The 16,767-nt window shown below is 64.1% G+C and carries 14 protein-coding genes; 8 read left to right on the forward strand and 6 right to left on the reverse strand.

Features of this window, described 5'->3' with window-relative positions; genetic code table 11:
• Positions 1 to 165: 165 nt before the first annotated feature.
• Both AACY13_RS16035 and AACY13_RS16040 read left to right on the forward strand, forming a co-directional pair.
• A complete protein-coding gene (locus AACY13_RS16035; RefSeq protein WP_339462576.1) occupies positions 166 to 348 on the forward strand; it encodes a hypothetical protein in 183 nt (60 codons plus the stop codon).
• Positions 320 to 694 (forward strand): hypothetical protein, encoded by a 375-nt coding sequence (locus tag AACY13_RS16040; RefSeq protein WP_339462577.1) that lies wholly within the window; start codon positions 320 to 322, stop codon positions 692 to 694. The genes AACY13_RS16035 and AACY13_RS16040 overlap by 29 nt, the downstream gene beginning before the upstream one ends.
• On the opposite strand, the gene betI is transcribed toward AACY13_RS16040, so the two are convergent.
• Together betI and AACY13_RS16050 are read right to left on the reverse strand one after the other, a co-directional pair.
• Positions 604 to 1,281 carry a transcriptional regulator BetI gene (betI, locus tag AACY13_RS16045; RefSeq protein WP_339462578.1) on the reverse strand — a complete coding sequence of 226 codons (678 nt, stop codon included), beginning with the start codon at positions 1,279 to 1,281 and terminating at the stop codon, positions 604 to 606. The genes AACY13_RS16040 and betI overlap by 91 nt on opposite strands.
• 88 nt (positions 1,282 to 1,369) lie before the next feature.
• Positions 1,370 to 1,810 carry a DUF2628 domain-containing protein gene (locus AACY13_RS16050; RefSeq protein ID WP_339462579.1) on the reverse strand — a complete coding sequence of 147 codons (441 nt, stop codon included), beginning with the start codon at positions 1,808 to 1,810 and terminating at the stop codon, positions 1,370 to 1,372.
• 185 nt (positions 1,811 to 1,995) lie between these two features.
• Here AACY13_RS16050 and creD point away from each other — a divergent pair, with 185 nt between their 5' ends.
• Entirely contained in the window at positions 1,996 to 3,354 is a 1,359-nt protein-coding gene (gene creD / locus AACY13_RS16055; RefSeq protein ID WP_339462580.1) for a cell envelope integrity protein CreD, read from the forward strand.
• A 56-nt stretch (positions 3,355 to 3,410) separates the two neighbouring features.
• Positions 3,411 to 3,716 carry a hypothetical protein gene (locus AACY13_RS16060; protein WP_339462581.1) on the forward strand — a complete coding sequence of 102 codons (306 nt, stop codon included), beginning with the start codon at positions 3,411 to 3,413 and terminating at the stop codon, positions 3,714 to 3,716.
• 207 nt (positions 3,717 to 3,923) lie between these two features.
• On the opposite strand, the gene pulA is transcribed toward AACY13_RS16060, so the two are convergent.
• The gene (gene pulA / locus AACY13_RS16065) at positions 3,924 to 7,031 is read right to left on the reverse strand and encodes a pullulanase-type alpha-1,6-glucosidase (protein ID WP_339462582.1); all 3,108 of its coding nucleotides are present in this window, start codon (positions 7,029 to 7,031) and stop codon (positions 3,924 to 3,926) included.
• A 234-nt stretch (positions 7,032 to 7,265) separates the two neighbouring features.
• Positions 7,266 to 9,392 (reverse strand): TonB-dependent siderophore receptor, encoded by a 2,127-nt coding sequence (locus AACY13_RS16070; RefSeq protein WP_339462583.1) that lies wholly within the window; start codon positions 9,390 to 9,392, stop codon positions 7,266 to 7,268.
• Positions 9,393 to 9,650: 258 nt separating this feature from the next.
• On the opposite strand from AACY13_RS16070, the gene AACY13_RS16075 reads away from it, so the two are divergent.
• The 4 genes from AACY13_RS16075 (at position 9,651) to trhP (ending at position 13,787) form a co-directional block, all read left to right on the forward strand.
• Positions 9,651 to 9,911: a DUF4212 domain-containing protein gene (locus AACY13_RS16075; RefSeq protein WP_339462584.1), complete on the forward strand. Its 261-nt coding sequence runs from the start codon at positions 9,651 to 9,653 to the stop codon at positions 9,909 to 9,911.
• A gap of 3 nt (positions 9,912 to 9,914) precedes the next feature.
• Positions 9,915 to 11,684 (forward strand): sodium:solute symporter family protein, encoded by a 1,770-nt coding sequence (locus tag AACY13_RS16080; RefSeq protein WP_339462585.1) that lies wholly within the window; start codon positions 9,915 to 9,917, stop codon positions 11,682 to 11,684.
• 82 nt (positions 11,685 to 11,766) lie between these two features.
• Positions 11,767 to 12,273 (forward strand): hypothetical protein, encoded by a 507-nt coding sequence (locus tag AACY13_RS16085; RefSeq protein WP_339462586.1) that lies wholly within the window; start codon positions 11,767 to 11,769, stop codon positions 12,271 to 12,273.
• Positions 12,274 to 12,455: 182 nt separating this feature from the next.
• On the forward strand, positions 12,456 to 13,787 hold the full coding sequence (gene trhP / locus AACY13_RS16090) for a prephenate-dependent tRNA uridine(34) hydroxylase TrhP (protein ID WP_339462587.1): 1,332 nt from the start codon (positions 12,456 to 12,458) through the stop codon (positions 13,785 to 13,787).
• 270 nt (positions 13,788 to 14,057) lie between these two features.
• Here the strand turns inward: trhP and AACY13_RS16095 are convergent, their stop codons facing one another.
• Together AACY13_RS16095 and AACY13_RS16100 are read right to left on the reverse strand one after the other, a co-directional pair.
• Positions 14,058 to 14,762 carry a 3'-5' exonuclease gene (locus AACY13_RS16095; RefSeq protein WP_339462588.1) on the reverse strand — a complete coding sequence of 235 codons (705 nt, stop codon included), beginning with the start codon at positions 14,760 to 14,762 and terminating at the stop codon, positions 14,058 to 14,060.
• A complete protein-coding gene (locus AACY13_RS16100) occupies positions 14,759 to 16,690 on the reverse strand; it encodes a putative nucleotidyltransferase substrate binding domain-containing protein (protein WP_339462589.1) in 1,932 nt (643 codons plus the stop codon). The genes AACY13_RS16095 and AACY13_RS16100 overlap by 4 nt, the downstream gene beginning before the upstream one ends.
• Positions 16,691 to 16,767 lie beyond the last annotated feature (77 nt).

Below are 16,767 nucleotides of genomic sequence, written 5' to 3' on the forward strand. Positions count from 1 at the left end.
CGACATGGCAAGCGGCTGGACACCCCGGAGGGGTGGGTGTCGATGGGGGCTGCGGAGCAACCTTGGCTGGCGCTTTTCGATCCGCCGGTTATCGTGCGTCCGGTCATGAGGCACCCGGTGAAGGGGGCGCGGACTTCGCTAAAGCTTGGTTGCTAAGGAAGCAAGATGCTGATTCAGGAGCTTTACCGCGATGTCAGAGAACATCGTGAACTGTTTGTGCTGCTGCCGTTCAAGCTGGCGTGGCAGCGTCGGGAGTATCGCTGGACACTGGGTTATCTGATTTTCCTGTCAGCGGTGCTGGTCGGTTCGCTGGCGAGCCATGGCAGCCTACTTTCAGCTCCTCGATGATTGGCGGGAATACCTGAGGTTCGTGCTCATGGTTACCGTGCTGTGCGCCTATCTGGCGTTGCCCGTGCTGTTTCTCAAGGGCGTGTTCAGGGCGATGATCGGGGCGCTCGATGATTGGATGGGGCTTCATGCGGTCAGCGAGCGCAGTTTCTACTGCTTTGTCCGCCGTATGATATGGGCCGCCGGGGTCGGCGCGCGTGCGCCCGAGGGGGAGAGCAGAGCTGTGCGGGGCGTCGAGTGGGTGGTCGAATGGTTCTACCTACCGCTCGGCGTCCTGCTCATGCGGATGCCGTTCTGGCTGCTCGCCGGGTTGGGCGTCGCGCTGTTCTGCTGGCTGGCATACTGATCGGCCTTGGCCAGCTGCAAATCGACGTATTCGTAGGCCACCTGCAGGTCGCGGGCCGTGTCGAAGGCGTCGCCGGTCAGGGCCCCGCGCAACCATAGGCCGTCGATCAGCGAGCACAGGCCGCGGGCGGCGGCGCGCGCGTCGGCGAGTGGCAGTACGCGGCGGAACTGGCAGCACAGGTTGGAGTCGAGGCGGCGGTCGTTGATCCGCTGCAAGCGGCGCAAGGCCGGCTGGTGCATGCTGGCGGCCCAGAAGGCCAGCCAGGTCTTTATCGCCGGGCCGCTGACCTGGCTGTCGTCGAAGTTGCCTTCGATAATGCCGCGCAGATGGGCGCGTGGGCTGTCATCGGTAAGCGCCGCACGGCGTTCGCGCACCCCGCTGTTGAGGCTGGACATCAGGTAGCGCATGGTGGCCTCGAGCAGGCCGTTCTTGTCCTTGAAATAGTGGCTGATGATGCCGTTGGACACCCCGGCAATCCGCGCGATATAGGCGATGCTGGCATCGCCCATGCCAACCTGGTCGACCGCTTCGAGGGTGGCCGCGATCAATTGTGAGCGGCGGATCGGTTGCATTCCGACCTTGGGCATCTGTGTCTCCGTCGATTAGGGGCGTCCCCCGGGTGGGCGCAGTCTAGGCTGATCTTTATTGATCGATCAATTAAACACGGCCTGGCGCTCACCACCAGCCGTTGTCGCCCAGCACCTTCTTCTTGTAGAAATCGAGGTTGGCCCGCACCGCGAAGACCGCGCTGATGCCGTAGCCGAGGGCGTTGGCGATCTTGCCGTAGCCAAAATAGTCGAGACCGATGCCCAGCCCTATCACCACCACGGCGCAGGCCAGAAACAGGCTGAGGCCCTTCTTCCACATGCCCTTGATGGCGTAGTAGATCGGCCCGAAGAAGAACCCGTAGACGTTGAAGCCGAAGGCCTTGCGCCGTTCCTTGGGCTCCAGTTGCTTGAGCTTGTCGAGTTTGACCCCGCCGGCATGGTGGATGGCCTTGAAGCGTGCCTTCCAGGTGGCGGAGACGGCCAGGGCGTCGATCGCCTCGTCGCTGACGCCTTCTTCCAGGGTGCCGCTGGCGGCGTTGGGCGTGGCGTAGGGGTTGTGTGGGGGCATGCGGGTGACTTCCATGTAGTTGAGGTGAGCGGCTCCGTGGGCCGACGACGCTACCCATTATCTCCCCGGCTGTCCATGTGGCCCCGGGACACGGGATCTTCACCGAGTCTCCATCCCCGCTGCATAAAGCCACCACCTGCGCCGCCCAGACTCTGCCTACCTAAACCGTAGCGGAGAGTTGTCTGATGAATCGCATCCTGGGTTTCAAGCTGGGCGCTATCGCCCTGCTGATTATGTTGTTGCTGGTTCCGCTGTCGATGATCGGCGGGCTGGTGGGCGAGCGGCAGTATCAGCGCGCCGAGGTGCTGCAGGACATCGCGCGCAGCTCCAGCTACCGCCAGCAGCTCACCGGGCCGATCCTGGTGCTGCCCTACACCAAGGTGTGGAACCAGTGGAAAACCCACGCCAAGACCGGCGAGCGTTATCTGGAAGAGCAGAAGCGCCGTGGCCGCCTGTACTTCCTGCCGGAGCGTTTTGTGCTCAATGGCCAGGTTGCCACCGAGGAGCGCTCGCGCGGTATCTACAAGGCGCTGCTGTACCGCAGCGACAACCAGATCAGTGGCGCATTCAAGCTGCCGGCGCGCCTGGGGCTGGGCGATGAGCTGGGCCTGTACCGGTTCGAGCGGCCGTTCCTGTCGGTCGGCATCAGCGATATCCGCGGCATCAGCAATGACCTGCAGCTGCGCTTCAACGGCATGACGCTGAGCTTTGCCCCCGGCAGCGCCGAGGAGCGTTTCGGTGCGGGTGTGCATGCACCGCTGCCGCAGCTCGATACCCAGGGCGGACAAATCCTGGAGTTCGCCTTCGACCTCAAGCTGCAGGGCACCGAGCAGCTGAGCATTACCCCGGTGGGGCGTGATAGCCGAGTTGAGCTGAGTTCCGATTGGCCGCACCCGAGCTTTGTCGGCGAGTACCTGCCGAGCAGCCGTGAGGTGACAGGCAAGGGCTTCAAGGCGCAGTGGCAGACCAGCTTCTTCGCCACCAACCTGGAAGAGGCATTGGCCGATTGTGTGGGTGACAACAGCTGCAATGCGCTGACCGCGCGCCACTTCGGGGTGAGCTTTGTCGACCCGGTGGACCAGTACCTGAAGACCGAGCGGGCGATCAAATATGCGCTGCTGTTTATCGGCCTGACCTTCGCCGTGTTCTTCCTCTTCGAGGTGCTTAAGCGCATGGCCGTGCACCCGGTGCAATACGCCCTGGTGGGCATGTCGCTGGCGCTGTTCTACCTGCTGTTGTTATCCCTTTCCGAGCACCTGAGTTTCGCCTTGGCTTACCTGATTTCGGCAAGCGCCTGCGTCGTGCTGATTGGCTTCTACGTCAGCTACGTACTGCACAGCGCGCTACGTGGCGCGGGATTCGGTGCCTTGCTGGCGCTGCTCTACGCCATGTTGTTCGGCCTGCTCGGGGCCGAGGACTACGCCCTACTGATGGGCTCGGTGCTGGTGTTCGGCGTGCTCGCCGGGGTGATGGTGCTGACCCGCAAACTCGACTGGTACGGCGTCGGCCGCCTGCCGCTTGCCAGCTCGGCCGGCGACCTTTGACGGACAGCGGCGCAGGTCCGGCCTGCGCCGCTTTTTTACCTCTGTGGGAGTTGAACATGATGCGTTTACTGATGCAGTTCTCGGCCTGTTTCGCCCTGGGGCTGGCGGTGGCCTTTATGGTGCTGCTGGGCCTGATGTTCTGCGCCCAGTTCGACCTGATCAAGGGCCTGCAGCTGACCGGCCAGCCCCTGGCGCAGTTGAGCCTGACGCTGCTGCCGGAGGCTTTCTGGGAGAGCCTGACCGGGTTGGCCGATGCGGCGCAAAACCGCCATGTGCTGTCCTTTCTCAGCCTGTGCGTGGCGCTTGGGCAGGTCGGCTTGCTGCTGGCCGCCGGTTTTTTTCGCCTGTGGTACGGGCGATGAGCGGGCATGTCGGGTTGCGCGAGGATGCGCAGGTGGGGCACCAGCTGGCGCGGATGATCGCGGCGTTGTTTCCGCCGCGCGGGGCGATGAGAAACCCGGCGGGTTGCACCCGCCCTACGCGGTCGAAACCGTAGGGTGTCGCGGGACCGCCTAGGCCGCGCGCACCGCCCCCTACGAAGCGTCGCCGCAACAATGCCGAGCCAGCGCTTAGCGCCGCTTCTGCTGCGGCTGGACGAACACCGCCACGGTCAGCCCGGGCACCTGGAACTGCCCGTCCGCCACCCTGGCCTCGCGGTTGCGCCCATCGCTGGAGTTGCGCAGCACGGGGTGCAGGCTGAAGCCGGGCAGGGCGGCGGGCAGGCTGACCGGCTCGGGGCTGGCGTTGAGGACGACCATCAGCGCCTGATGCTCGGGGTCGAGATCGCGGCCGGCCTGCGGGCTGTCGTCCAGGCTGAAGGCGATCACGCCGGGCAACTGCTGTGGTCCGGTATTGTGGAAGCGCAGACGTGTATCGATCTCCCTGGCGCTGGCGAGCTGGAACAGCGGACTGCTGCTGCGAATCTGTAACAGCTCGAGGAACTGGCGTTTGGCCGCGAGGATGTCGGCGCTGCTCGGTTTGGCGTTGGGGTCGGCGATGATCTGGCGGATCAGCGGCCAGTTGTCGCCGTCCTTGTCCTGGCGCGGCAAGCCCTTGTTCCAGTTATTGTCCTGGTAGCCGAAGTCCAGCGCATTGAACCAGTCGCCGGAGTCGTAGCTGTCGCGCTCCATGGACTTGGAGCGGAGGATCTCCGAGCCCATGTGAATGAACGGCACGCCCTGGCTCAGCAAGGGTACGGCCAGGCCGAGCAGCTGCAGGCGCACCCGTTCGGCGCTGCTCAGGGAGGTGGCCAGCTTGTACTGGTTGATGTCCCAGAGGGTCTGGTTGTCGTGCTTGGAGACGTAGTTGACGGTCTCCTGCGGGTCGCGGGTATAGGCGGCTGGCTGGCCGTTGTAGTCGATCTCGCCGCCGCGTTTGCGGCTACCGTCGGCACTTTCGAAGGCATAGTCGCGCAGCCCGCCGGCGATGCCGACGCGGATCAGATCAGCCAATTTCAGCAGCTCGGCTTTCTCGGCGGCGCTGCCGCTATTGAGCTCGTTGGGCCGCACGTACAGGCCATTGGCGAAACCCTGGTTGCGCCGCAGGCTGTCGCCGCCATCGAAAGGCCCGCCGCCGCGCACGGCATCGCGCTGGCGGTCGTTGAAGGTGCCGATGCCGCTGCCGGCCATATTCGCCTGGGTGGCGTTGACACCGCGGGCGTCGTTGGCCACCTCGCCGAAATTCCAGCCTTCGCCGTAGAAGTAGGTGTTGCGGTCGATCTTGCGCACCGCCTGGTAGGCCTTGAGCAGATTGCCGCGCATATGGTGGCCCATCAGGTCGAAGCGGAAGCCGCCGATCTTGTAGTCGCGTGCCCAGACCTGCAGCGAGTCGACCATCAGCTTTTCCATCATGACGTGTTCGGAGGCGGTGTTGTCGCAGCAGGTGGACCGCTCCACCGCGCCGCTCACCGGGTCGCGTCTGTGGTAGTAGCCGGGGACCAGCTTGTCGAGCACCGACTGCTCGCCCAGGCCCGAGGCATGGGTGTGGTTGTAGACCACGTCCATCACCGTATTCAGGCCGAGATGGGCCAGGGCCTGAACCATATGGCGGAACTCGCGGATGCGTCGCACGCCCTCGGCGTCGCTGGCGTAGCTGCCTTCCGGCACCGTGAAGTGGAAGGGGTCGTAGCCCCAGTTGAAGGCGTCCAGGGCGCGCAGGTCGGCGTACAGGGCCTGGGCTTCGGAGCCGGCCGGGTCGAAGCCCTGCAGCACCTCGCGGATGGTTCCCGAACTGCAGTAGCCCGCCCAGTTGCGCCGGGCACTGGCGGATAGCGCGCAGAGCTTGGCGAAGGGCTCGTCCAGGTCGACGCGCTGGGTCGGGTCTTCGTCGACCGTGGCGATATCGAACACCGGCAGCAGTTGCACGTCGGTCAGCCCGGCCTGGCGCAGCTCGAGCAGGTGCTGCACGCCACGGCTCTGCACCTGACTGAAGGCCAGGTAGGTGCCGCGCTGGGCGGCGGGCAGGGCGCTGTCGGCGGCGCTGAAGTCGCGTACATGGGTTTCGTAGATCACCCGTTCCTCAGGCTTGGCCGCGCGTGGCGGTAGTAGCGCATCCCAGCCAGCGGGCTTGAGGTCGGCGGCATCCAGGTCGACCACCTGGGCGTACTGGCTGTTGCGCGACAGGCTGAGGGCATAGGGGTCGCTGGTCAGGCTGGTCTCGATGCGGCCACTGACCGGGTGATAAACGCTGACCTCGTACTGGTAGTACTGGCGGTCCAGGGTTTTCGGGCCGTTGTAGGTCCATACGCCGTGGCGCTCGCGCATCTCCCTGGGGAAACCGGGGAGCAGCCGTTTGTCCCGGCCGAAGGCGTGCAGGCGTACCCGCTGGGCGGTCGGGGCCCACAGGCGAAAGCGCACATCGTGGCCGGAGACTTCGGCCCCGAGCGGGCCGGAGTAGGCATAGAGGCTATCCAGCACGCCGGGTGTCTGCACCTGGGTAGCGCTGATCAGGCGCTCGTCCTGGTCATAGGCGAGCAGCAGCAGCTGACTCTTCAGGGCGCTGCGCAGGGTCCTGGCCCCGGCCTCCAGGCGGTAGGCGGGCTGCTCGGCCAGGTGTGGAAACCTGGCCTGGAGCGCCGCGCTGAGGCTGCCGGGGCGCAGGGCGATGGCCTGGCCACCGCTGACGCTGCGCTGCTCGGCGTCGATGCGGATATCCGCCTGCGGCGCGTAACGCAGCTCCAGCCGCGCCGCCGCGCTGCCGCCGTGCAGCACCAGGGTGTGCGGATCGAGCCAGTGCGCGCGGGCACCGTCTATGGCCAGGGGGGCGCCGCCTATGGGGGTGGCGGACAGCTGCGCGCTGCCGCTCAGGCTGAACGCCCGCCGGCCCAGCTCGTCGAAGCGCCAGACCAGGTCGCCGCCCAGGTCCTTGTCGTCGCCCTTGTGCATGATCAGGTTCAGGCAGTCGGCATCGGTGGTCAGCGGGATGCGATACCAGGCCCCGTATGCGGGGTCGACGCCGGCCGCTGCCAGGGGCTGCTCCCAACTGGTGCCGTCGCGTACGCCGGCGCACTGCGGGGTGTTCCACAGGTGCAGGCCCCAGCCGGCGTAGGCGTTGTCGCTGCGCTGGTAATACAGCAGGGCCTCGTCGGGGCCGGGGTCGAGCGGCTCGGCAGCGGCCGTGCTGGCCAGACCTCCGAGCAGCAGGCTGAGCAGATAGCGCGGCAATCCGATTCTGTGCATGGCGTCGTCCTGAGTTTTTTGCTGTCAGGCGATGCTGCGCGCGGCAAGTGCCGCGGCACATCCTCTGCGTGGCCATTTCCGGGGGCGTAGGGCGGGGAAGGAGAGGGGCTTAATGGCGTTTTGCCTGGGCGGGAGAAGGGCCGTGAAGCTGCCGTAGCGGTGGATGGCGGCCGCCATCCACCGGGCTTTCGAGTGACCCGCTAAGTGCCCGCGCCAGGCATGCCCAGGCGGTGGTTACAGGCTGATCGAGATGCCGGCCTGCAGTGTGCGTGGCGCGCCCGGATAGGCCCAGATGTTGCCCCAGGCGCGCTCCTCGTACTCTTCATCGAACAGGTTGTTGAGGTTGAGGTTGAGCCGCACCTTCTCGCTCAGCGGGTAGTAGGCAAGCAGGTCGACCACGCTGTAGGCGTCCATGTCGAAGGCGGTGTTAGTGCTAGCACCCTGGCGTGCGCCGACGTATTTCATGCCGATGCCCAGACCGAGACCGCTCAGCGGGCCGGCATCGAACTCGTAGGTATCCAGCAGGTTGAAGCTGTGCCGTGGCACGTTGCCCAGACGGGTGCCGACCGGCATGGTCGCGCTGCTGCTCTCGGTCACCTCGGCATCGACATAGGCATAGCCGCCGATCACTCGCCATTGCGGGGTGATGTTGCCGGCCAGGCTGATGTCGAAGCCGCGGCTGCGTACTTCGCCGGCGGCGATGCTGCGGGTGCTGTCCAGCGGGTCGCTGGTCAGCACGTTTTCCTTGGTGATATGGAACAGCGCGGCGGTGAGGCTCAGGTTGCGCTCGGCCAGGTCGTACTTGATGCCGACCTCATGGGCGACGCCTTGCTCCGGATCGAAGGCATCCCCGAGGCGATCGGCTCCGCGATTGGGTTTGAACGAACGCGAGGTATTGGCGAACACCGCCAGTTCGTCGCTGAGGTCGTAGATCAGGCCGAAGCGCGGCGAGACCGCGTTGTGCGCCTGATCCCAGTCGCCGGCGGCGGACAGCTTGTTCACGTAGCTCTGCTCGAAGCGCTCCAGGCGCGCACCCAGCTGGAGCTTCAGACGCTCGGTCAGCTCGATCTGATCCTGCAGGTAAAACGCGTAGGATTCGAGCCGCTCGCTGTCGTGCGTGGTGGTGCGGCTCAGTGCCGGCAGCGGCTGGCCGTAGGCCGGGTCGTAGAGGTCGAGGGGGAAGTCGCCGACGCCGCCAGCGGAACGCTGGATCAGCGAGTTGTAGTTGAACTTGTCGTATTCCACGCCCAGCAGCAGGGTGTGGGCGAAACCGCCGGTATTGAAGTGACCTTCGGCATTGGCCTGGGCGTTGACATCGTTCCAGTTCAGCCAGCGCTGGCTGTAGTTGCGCCCCACGCTGCGGCCGTCGGCGGCCAGGCCGTTGTTTTCCACGGCACCGCCGTGGATTTTACCGTCGAGGTATTGCACGCCGCCGCGCAGGGTCCAGTTGTCATCGAGCAGGTGTTCGATGCGTAACTGGGTGGTGGCGTTCTCGTTGCTCAGCTTGCCGGCGGACTCCTCGCCGAGAAAGCGCTCGCGCGGCAGCTTGCCTTGCTGATTGGCGTAGCGGGTGACGCCGCGATCGAGGGGGTGACGGTTGTGCAGATAGTCGCCTTCGAGCGTGATCGCGGTGACGTCGCTGAGCTGCCAGCGCAGCACGGGCGCGACGTTGTAGCGTTCGCCCTCGACATGGTCGCGGAAGCTGTCATTGCCTTCGGCCAGCAGATTCAGGCGGTAGGTGAATGTCGCGCTCTCATCCAGCGCGCCGGTGGTGTCCAGGGTGCCGCGGTGCAGCCCCTCGCTGTTGATCTGGCTGCCCAGCACCGTGCGCCGTTGCGCCTGGGGCTGCTTGCTGACGATGTTGAAGGTGCCACCGGGATCGCCGCGGCCATAGAGCATGGCGGCCGGGCCGCGCAGCACCTCGATACGTTCGATGCTGTTGGCGTCCGGCATGTTCGGGTAGCCGCGATTGACCGCAAAACCGTTGCGGTAGAACTCCTGGCTGCTGAAGCCGCGGATAAGAAACTCGGTCAGCCCCTGGCCGCCGAAGTTGTTGCCGCGCTCCACGCCACCGGCGTAGTCGAGGGCGTCTTCCAGGCGTGTTGCGCCGATGTCCTGCAGCACTTGCGCGGGGACCACGCTGATCGACTGGGCAATCTCGCGCAGCGGCGTGTCGGTGCGGGTCGCGCTGATCGAGCGGGTGGCGCGGTAGCCATCCACGGGGCCATCGGCTTGCTCGGAGGGGGCGATGATCTGCATGCCCTCCAGGGTCAGCGGTGTCTGTGGGGCGTTCTGGGCGGCCAGGCTGAACTGACAGGCGAGGGCCGGGATGGCGAACAGAGGTACGGCTAGGCACCGCATTTCGTGGTCCTTGAGTAGTGATTGGGAGGCTAACGGATAAAGTCGTGCATGGTAGTGATATAGATAACCATTATCAAATGGGAGTTGGGCGAGGCTGCTGGAATGGCGAGCATTCGGGTGCGGGGCGGCGGATTCAGAGCGCAGTGCAAGCACCGGTGTAGGCGGTATCAGGCGGCTAATACCAATGTCTAGCTGTCGACCACGCTGGCCTGCTGCTAGCTTGAGGGTGCATGAGAATAACAATAACCGGAGGAGTTTATGACTTCTGATCAAGCTAACGCTGCAGCGTACTGGAAGGCGAATGTTCGGCTGATTACCTGGAGCCTGATTGTCTGGGCCCTGGTGTCTTACGGCTTCGCCATACTTCTTCGACCCATGCTGGCAGGCATTTCTGTCGGCGGTACCGACCTTGGATTCTGGTTCGCCCAGCAAGGGTCGATCATCACCTTTGTCGTGATCATTTTCTTCTACGCCTGGAAAATGAACAAACTCGATAAACAATTCGGTGTCGAGGAATAACCCATGAGCCAGTTTGTAATCAATATGCTGTTTGTGGGGGCCTCCTTCGCGCTCTACTTCGGCATCGCTGTCTGGGCACGCGCCGGCTCGACCAAGGAGTTCTATGTCGCCGGCGGTGGTGTTCACCCCGTCACCAACGGCATGGCCACGGCAGCCGACTGGATGTCCGCGGCGTCTTTTATTTCCATGGCAGGCCTGATCGCCGCCGGCGGTTATGCCAACTCAACTTTCCTGATGGGCTGGACCGGCGGCTATGTGCTGCTGGCCATGCTGCTGGCACCGTACCTGCGCAAGTTCGGCAAGTTCACCGTGCCGGACTTTATCGGTGATCGCTTCTACAGCAACGGTGCACGCCTGGCTGCAGTGGTCTGCCTGATCATCATCTGCGTCACCTATGTGATCGGTCAGATGGCCGGTGCCGGCGTGGCGTTCTCGCGCTTCCTCGAAGTGAGCAACTCCACCGGTATCTGGATCGCTGCCGGCGTGGTGTTCTGCTACGCGGTGTTCGGTGGGATGAAGGGCATTACCTACACCCAGGTTGCCCAGTACGTAGTACTGATCATCGCCTACACCATCCCTGCGGTATTCATCTCCCTGCAACTGACGGGCAATCCGATTCCGATGTTCGGCATGTTCAGCGAGCATGCCGAGTCGGGTATGCCGCTGCTGCAGAAACTCAATGAAGTCGTCGCGGATCTGGGCTTTACCGACTACACCGCCGATGTCAGCAACAAGCTGAACATGGTGCTCTTTACCCTGTCGCTGATGATTGGTACGGCCGGCCTGCCGCACGTGATCATTCGCTTCTTCACCGTGCCGAAAGTCGCCGACGCCCGTTGGTCGGCTGGCTGGACCCTGGTGTTTATCTCCCTGCTCTACCTCACCGCGCCGGCTGTGGCGTCCATGGCGCGTCTGAACCTGCTGACCACTGTTTATCCGCAGGGTGCCGAAGCTCCAGCGCTGGCGTATGAAGAGCGTCCGGAGTGGGTCAAGACCTGGGAAACCACCGGTCTGATCAAGTGGGAAGACAAGAATGCTGACGGTCGCATTCAGCTGTACAACGATGCTGCCCCGGCCTTCACCCCGACCGCTGAAACTCGCGGCTGGCAGGGCAACGAGTTGACCGTTAACAACGATATTCTGGTACTGGCCAACCCGGAAATTGCCAACCTGCCGAGCTGGGTTATCGGTCTGATCGCAGCAGGTGCAATTGCCGCGGCGTTGTCGACGGCTGCTGGTCTGTTGCTGGCCATTTCCTCGGCCGTGAGTCATGACCTGATCAAGAACATGATCAATCCCAAGATCAGCGAGAAGGGGGAAATGCGCGCTGCGCGGATCTCCATGGCGGTTGCCATCCTGTTGGCCACCTGGCTGGGGCTCAATCCGCCTGGCTTTGCGGCGCAGGTGGTGGCGCTGGCCTTCGGTATAGCCGCGGCCACGCTGTTCCCTGCGTTGATGATGGGCATCTTCTCCAAGCGGGTAAACGACAAGGGCGCTATTGCCGGCATGCTGGTCGGCCTGGTGTTCACCGTCGTCTACATCTTCCTGTACCTGGGTTGGTTCTTCATCCCTGGCACGGCGACCTTCGCCAACACCCCGGATAACTGGATGTTCGGCATCTCGCCGCTGTCCATCGGTACCGTGGGTGCTGTGATCAACTTCGGAGTAGCCTATGCCGTGGCGATGGTCACTACCGCTCCGCCGCAGGAGATTCAGGACCTGGTAGAAAGCGTGCGTACTCCCAAAGGTGCTGGTGGCGCGTTGAGCCACTAAGCATAATCCCCCCGATCATCTTTGATCAGGGTCTTACCAGCGGGCCTCCTTGGGAGGCCCGTTCTATTTCGGGAGTGAGTCAATGCTGTGGACAATACTTGCCATCGTGGTGTCGGGGCTGGGGGCGGCTGGCATTGCCATGCTGCTGCGCAAACTGACGGGCAACCGCTTGCCCAAGTGGATCATCCCCGCGTTTGGCGGTTTGGGCATGCTCAGCTACCAGATTTACTACGAGTACTCCTGGTTCGACCACCAACTGCAGAGGCAGCCGGCGGAGTCGGTGCTGGTGGCCAGTGAAACCGGCGAGGTGTTCTGGCGGCCCTGGACATTCTACTGGCCGATGACCACCGCCTTTACCGTACTCGATAGCAAGAGTCTGCTGCGTCAGGATGCTGCGGGTCGTGATGTCGTAGCCTTTAACCTGTACCGCTTTGAAAAGCAGCATGTCGATCGCGTCAGCCATCAGCCCCATCTGCTTAATTGCGCCACGACGGAACTGCTGCCCCTGGACGCAGAGAAAAAGCCACTGCTGGATCAGCTGAAGCGCATTGCCAAGGATGATGAGCTCTACCTGCAGGTCTGCCAGTAGCCAATGGATTGAGATAGGTCCCTGATTCGCGGTTCGGGTTCAGGGCTTTTGCAGTAACAGCCTATGCCTTATGCCGCCTGCCTCGATTTGGCGTCGCAGGCGCTGGCATAGACCCAGATCAATGCGGCTGGCCGGCCGGCTCTCTAGAATCCCATCCCCCTGGATTTCCGAGCCCGCGGTTTATGGCCACCTCCCCCGCCACCTCCACCTATAGCCACCCTGAACTGCTGTCACCCGCCGGCACCCTGAAGAACATGCGTTACGCCTTCGCCTACGGCGCGGATGCGGTGTATGCCGGGCAGCCGCGCTACAGCCTGCGGGTGCGCAACAACGAGTTCGATCACGCCAATCTGGAAGCGGGCATCCGCGAGGCCCACGCCCAGGGCAAGCAGTTCTATGTGGTGGTCAATATCGCGCCGCATAACGCCAAACTGAAGACCTTTCTGCGCGACCTGCTGCCCGTGGTGCTGATGGGCCCGGATGCGCTGATCATGTCCGACCCCGGGCTGATCATGCTGGTGCGCGAACACTTCCCGCAGATGCCGATTCACCTGTCGGTGCAGGCCAACGCGGTGAACTGGGCCAGCGTCAAATTCTGGCAGCGGCAGGGGCTCTCCCGGGTGATCCTGTCCCGGGAGCTGTCGCTGGAGGAGATCGCCGAGATCCGCCACGAGGTGCCGGGCATGGAGCTGGAGGTGTTCGTCCACGGCGCGCTGTGCATGGCCTATTCCGGGCGCTGCCTGCTGTCGGGCTATATCAACAAACGCGACCCCAACCAGGGCAGCTGCACCAACGCCTGCCGCTGGCAGTACCAGGCCGAGGCGGCTCGCGAGAACGAGCTGGGCGAGATCGTGCAGATCGCCGAGCCGACCCTGGGCGTGGGCGCGCCCACCGATCAGGTGTTTCTGCTGGAAGATGCCAGCCGCCCCGGCGAGCAGATGGCCGCCTACGAGGACGAGCACGGCACCTACATCATGAATTCCAAGGACCTGCGCGCGGTGCAGCACGTCGAGCGCCTGGTACGCATGGGTGTGCACTCGCTGAAGATCGAGGGCCGGACCAAGTCCCACTACTATGTGGCGCGCACCGCCCAGGTGTACCGCAAGGCCATCGATGATGCCGTGGCCGGCAGGCCGTTCGACCAGAGCCTGATGAGCACCCTGGAATCCCTGGCCCACCGTGGCTACACCGAGGGTTTTCTGCGCCGCCATGTGCACGACGAGTATCAGAATTACGAGCGCGGCAGCTCGGTCTCCGAACAGCAGCAGTTTGTCGGCGAGTTGACCGGCGAGCGCCGTGGCGAACTGGCCGAAGTGCGGGTGAAGAACCGCTTCGCCGTCGGCGATGGCCTGGAACTGATGACGCCCCAGGGCAACCTGCGCTTTCCCCTCAAACAGCTGGAAAATCGTCAGGGCCAGGCCGTAACCGTAGCCCCCGGCGACGGCCATGTGCTGTACCTACCGGTGCCGGCGGATGTGTCGCTGGAATACGGCCTGTTGATGCGCGATCTGTAGGCCGTGCGCGGCTGAGAGGGTGAGAGTGGTTTTTTGCCTGTGGTGCGTGCCCGAAGAAGGTTGGTGCGCGCGGCGCACCCTACGGGATAGGTAGGGCCCGTTCCAGCGAGGGTAGGGCTTTAATAGCCTGTTGCTTCGGCTATTGCCACTGAGTGCGAGAAGGCTTGGGGGTCGTAGGGTGCGCCGTGCGCACCAATATTGGTTGCCGCCTCTGCTGGACGGACTCAGGTCTGAATCCCGCTATTCAACCCATCATTGGGACAGTGCCGTTTACATCGAGTGCGCGAGCTGGCGGCGGCGGCTGTTGAGTTGCTGTAGCAGCGCCGGCAGGTTGTCGAGGTCCTGCTGGCGGGCCTTGCTGAACAGGATCAGGGCCAGTTCGGCGGTGGCCAGGGCGTCGGCGCTGGCGTGGTGGCGTTGTTGCACCTGCAGGCCGAAATGCCGGGTCCAGTCGTCCAGCCCGGCGTGGTTCAGCTTGGCCTGGGGGCAGACCAGTGGGGCGATCTCGGCGACATCGAAGAAGGCGTGGCGCAGGCGATAGCCCAGGCTCTGCTTGAGGGCGCGGGCCAGCATGCGCTGGTCGAATTCTGCGTGGAAGGCCAGCAGCGGGCTGTCGCCGACAAACTCCATAAAGTTCAGCAGGGCCTCGACCGGCTCGACGCCGTTGGCAATTTCGCTGGGGGCGATGCCATGGATCAGGGTGCTGGCGCTGGCCCGATGGCCTTCGCGCTGCAGGGTGCACTCGAACTGCCGGCTAAGGTCGATGGCCCCGTTTTCGATCACCACCGCGCCGATCGACAGCACCTGGTCGCGGCGCATGTTCAGGCCGCTGGTTTCCAGGTCGAGAACGACGAAACGCTGCTGGCGCAGGCTGCGCTCATCGAACTCGGTTGGTTCGCTGAGCAGGCGCAGGCGTTCCAGTTGGCTGTGGGTCAGGGCCGGGCCACGCCCGGTAAACCAGGTGAATTTGCTCATAGCTGATACCTCAGCGCCAAGCTGCTTTGCAGGCGCTGCGCCTGGCGGAAGGATTCACGCAGGATACGCCGGTCCAGATGATTGAGGTGATCCGGATCGACGCGGTTGGAGTAGGGCTGGTCATTGCGCGCCTGCAGCTGATGCTGCTGCATGCGCGCCTGCTGGATATAGTGGTAGGCCTCTTCGTAGGCCGCGCCGTCCTGGGCCTCGATCACGCCTTGGCTGCTTAGCGCGCGCAGGCGTTCCAGGGTGTTGCAGGCCTCCACGCCATGGGCCAGGGCCAGCAGGCGGGCACCGTCGACAAAGGGCGTGAGGCCCTGCACCTTGAGGTCCAGGGTGTCTTTTTCGGCCCCTTTGCGGGCCACCACGAAGTCGCGAAACATGCCGACCGGCGGGCGCTGGCGCAGGGCGTTCTCGGCCATCATGCGCTGGAACAGGATATTGCCGGCCACCTGCTGGAGCAGACCCTGGCGCAGTTGCTCGCAGCCCTGGGGCTCACCCCAGACCGCGCGCAGGTCGAAGTAGATGCTCGAAGCCAGCAGATTTTCCGGGGTGGCTTCCAGCACAAAGTTGCTGAAGCGCCTGGTCCATTCCTGGCGCGACAGGCACAGCTCGGGGTTGCCGGCCATGATATTGCCCTTGCACAGGCTGAAGTCGCACTGCGCCAGGCGCAGGTTGATCTCGTGAGCCAGGGGCAGCAGGCGCGCGCGAATGGCTGCGGCCTCGCTGGCGTCTGCGGCTTCGAACAGGATGCCGTTGTCCTGATCGGTGTGCAGGGTTTGTTCGCTGCGTCCTTCGCTGCCGAACACCAGCCAGGTGAAGGGCACGCCAGGATCGCCGAGGTCTTCCAAAGTCAGTTCGATGACCCGGCACACGGTGTGGTCGTTGAGCAGAGTGATCAGTTGGGTGATCTGGGTCGAGCTGGCACCGTGGGCGAGCATGCTATCGACCAGTTGGCGCACATCGCTGCGCAGCGCCGCCAGGGTCTCGACCCGCCCGGCGTGGCGAATGGTGCGCGCCAGATGGACCAGATCGACGCGCTGCAGGCTGAACAGGTCGCGCTCGGAAATCACTCCGCACAGCTGGTTATGCTCGACCAGGCAGACGTGGGCGATATGCCGCTCGGTCATGGCCATCGCTGCATCGAAGGCGCTGGCATCCGGCGGCAGGTGGAAGGGTGACTGGGTCATCAGGCGGTCGATGGGCTGGGTCAGATCGACGCCGTCGGCTACCACCCGGCGCAGGTCGCGCAGGGTGAAGATGCCCAGGGGTTTGAGGGCCGGATCGACTATGACGATGCTGCCGACCTGCTGTTCGTGCATCAGCTTGACCGCATCGCGCAGCGGCATATCCGGCGCGCAGCTGATCGGGTTGCGCATCGCCAGCACGCCCAGGCGGGTGTCCAGGGAATACTGCGCGCCGAGGGTTTCCACCGCACGCATCTGCACCTGCTGGTTGACCTGGTCGAGCAGGCTGCTGACCCCACGCAGGGCGAAGTCGCGCAGTGGGTTGGACAGGGCGAACAGCTTGATAAACGCGGCTTTGCCCAGCAGCAGGCAGAAGGTGTCTTCGGCGGCCAGGTGCTCGGTGCGGGTGGCGCGCTCGCCGATCAGCGCGGCCAGGGGGAAGCATTCGCCGCTGGTAATCTCGAAGGTAGTCTCGGTGCCGCGCCGTGCCGAATGTGGTCGCTCGCCGTGCACGCGGCCCTGCTTGACGATATAAAAGTGTTCGACCGGGCCGTCGTCCGGCTTGATGATGGTTTCGCCGGAGCCGTAGAAACGCAGCTGGCAGTTTTCCACCAGATAGGCCAGGTGGGCCGTATCCATCTGGTTGAACGGCGGGAACTTCTGCAGGAACTCCATGGTGCCGTGGATGTTCTGCAGCACCGCCGTCTTGCCTGCCTGGGCGAATGCGTCCGCTGTGCTCATGGGCGGTCTCGGGAGTTGGCTGTATGGAGATAATCGGCCGCTTCTGTCACCTGGTCCATTGGACATAAGTCTAGACG

It is taken from the genome of Pseudomonas sp. EA_105y_Pfl2_R69, from assembly GCF_963970915.1.
Classification (GTDB): Bacteria; Pseudomonadota; Gammaproteobacteria; order Pseudomonadales; family Pseudomonadaceae; genus Aquipseudomonas.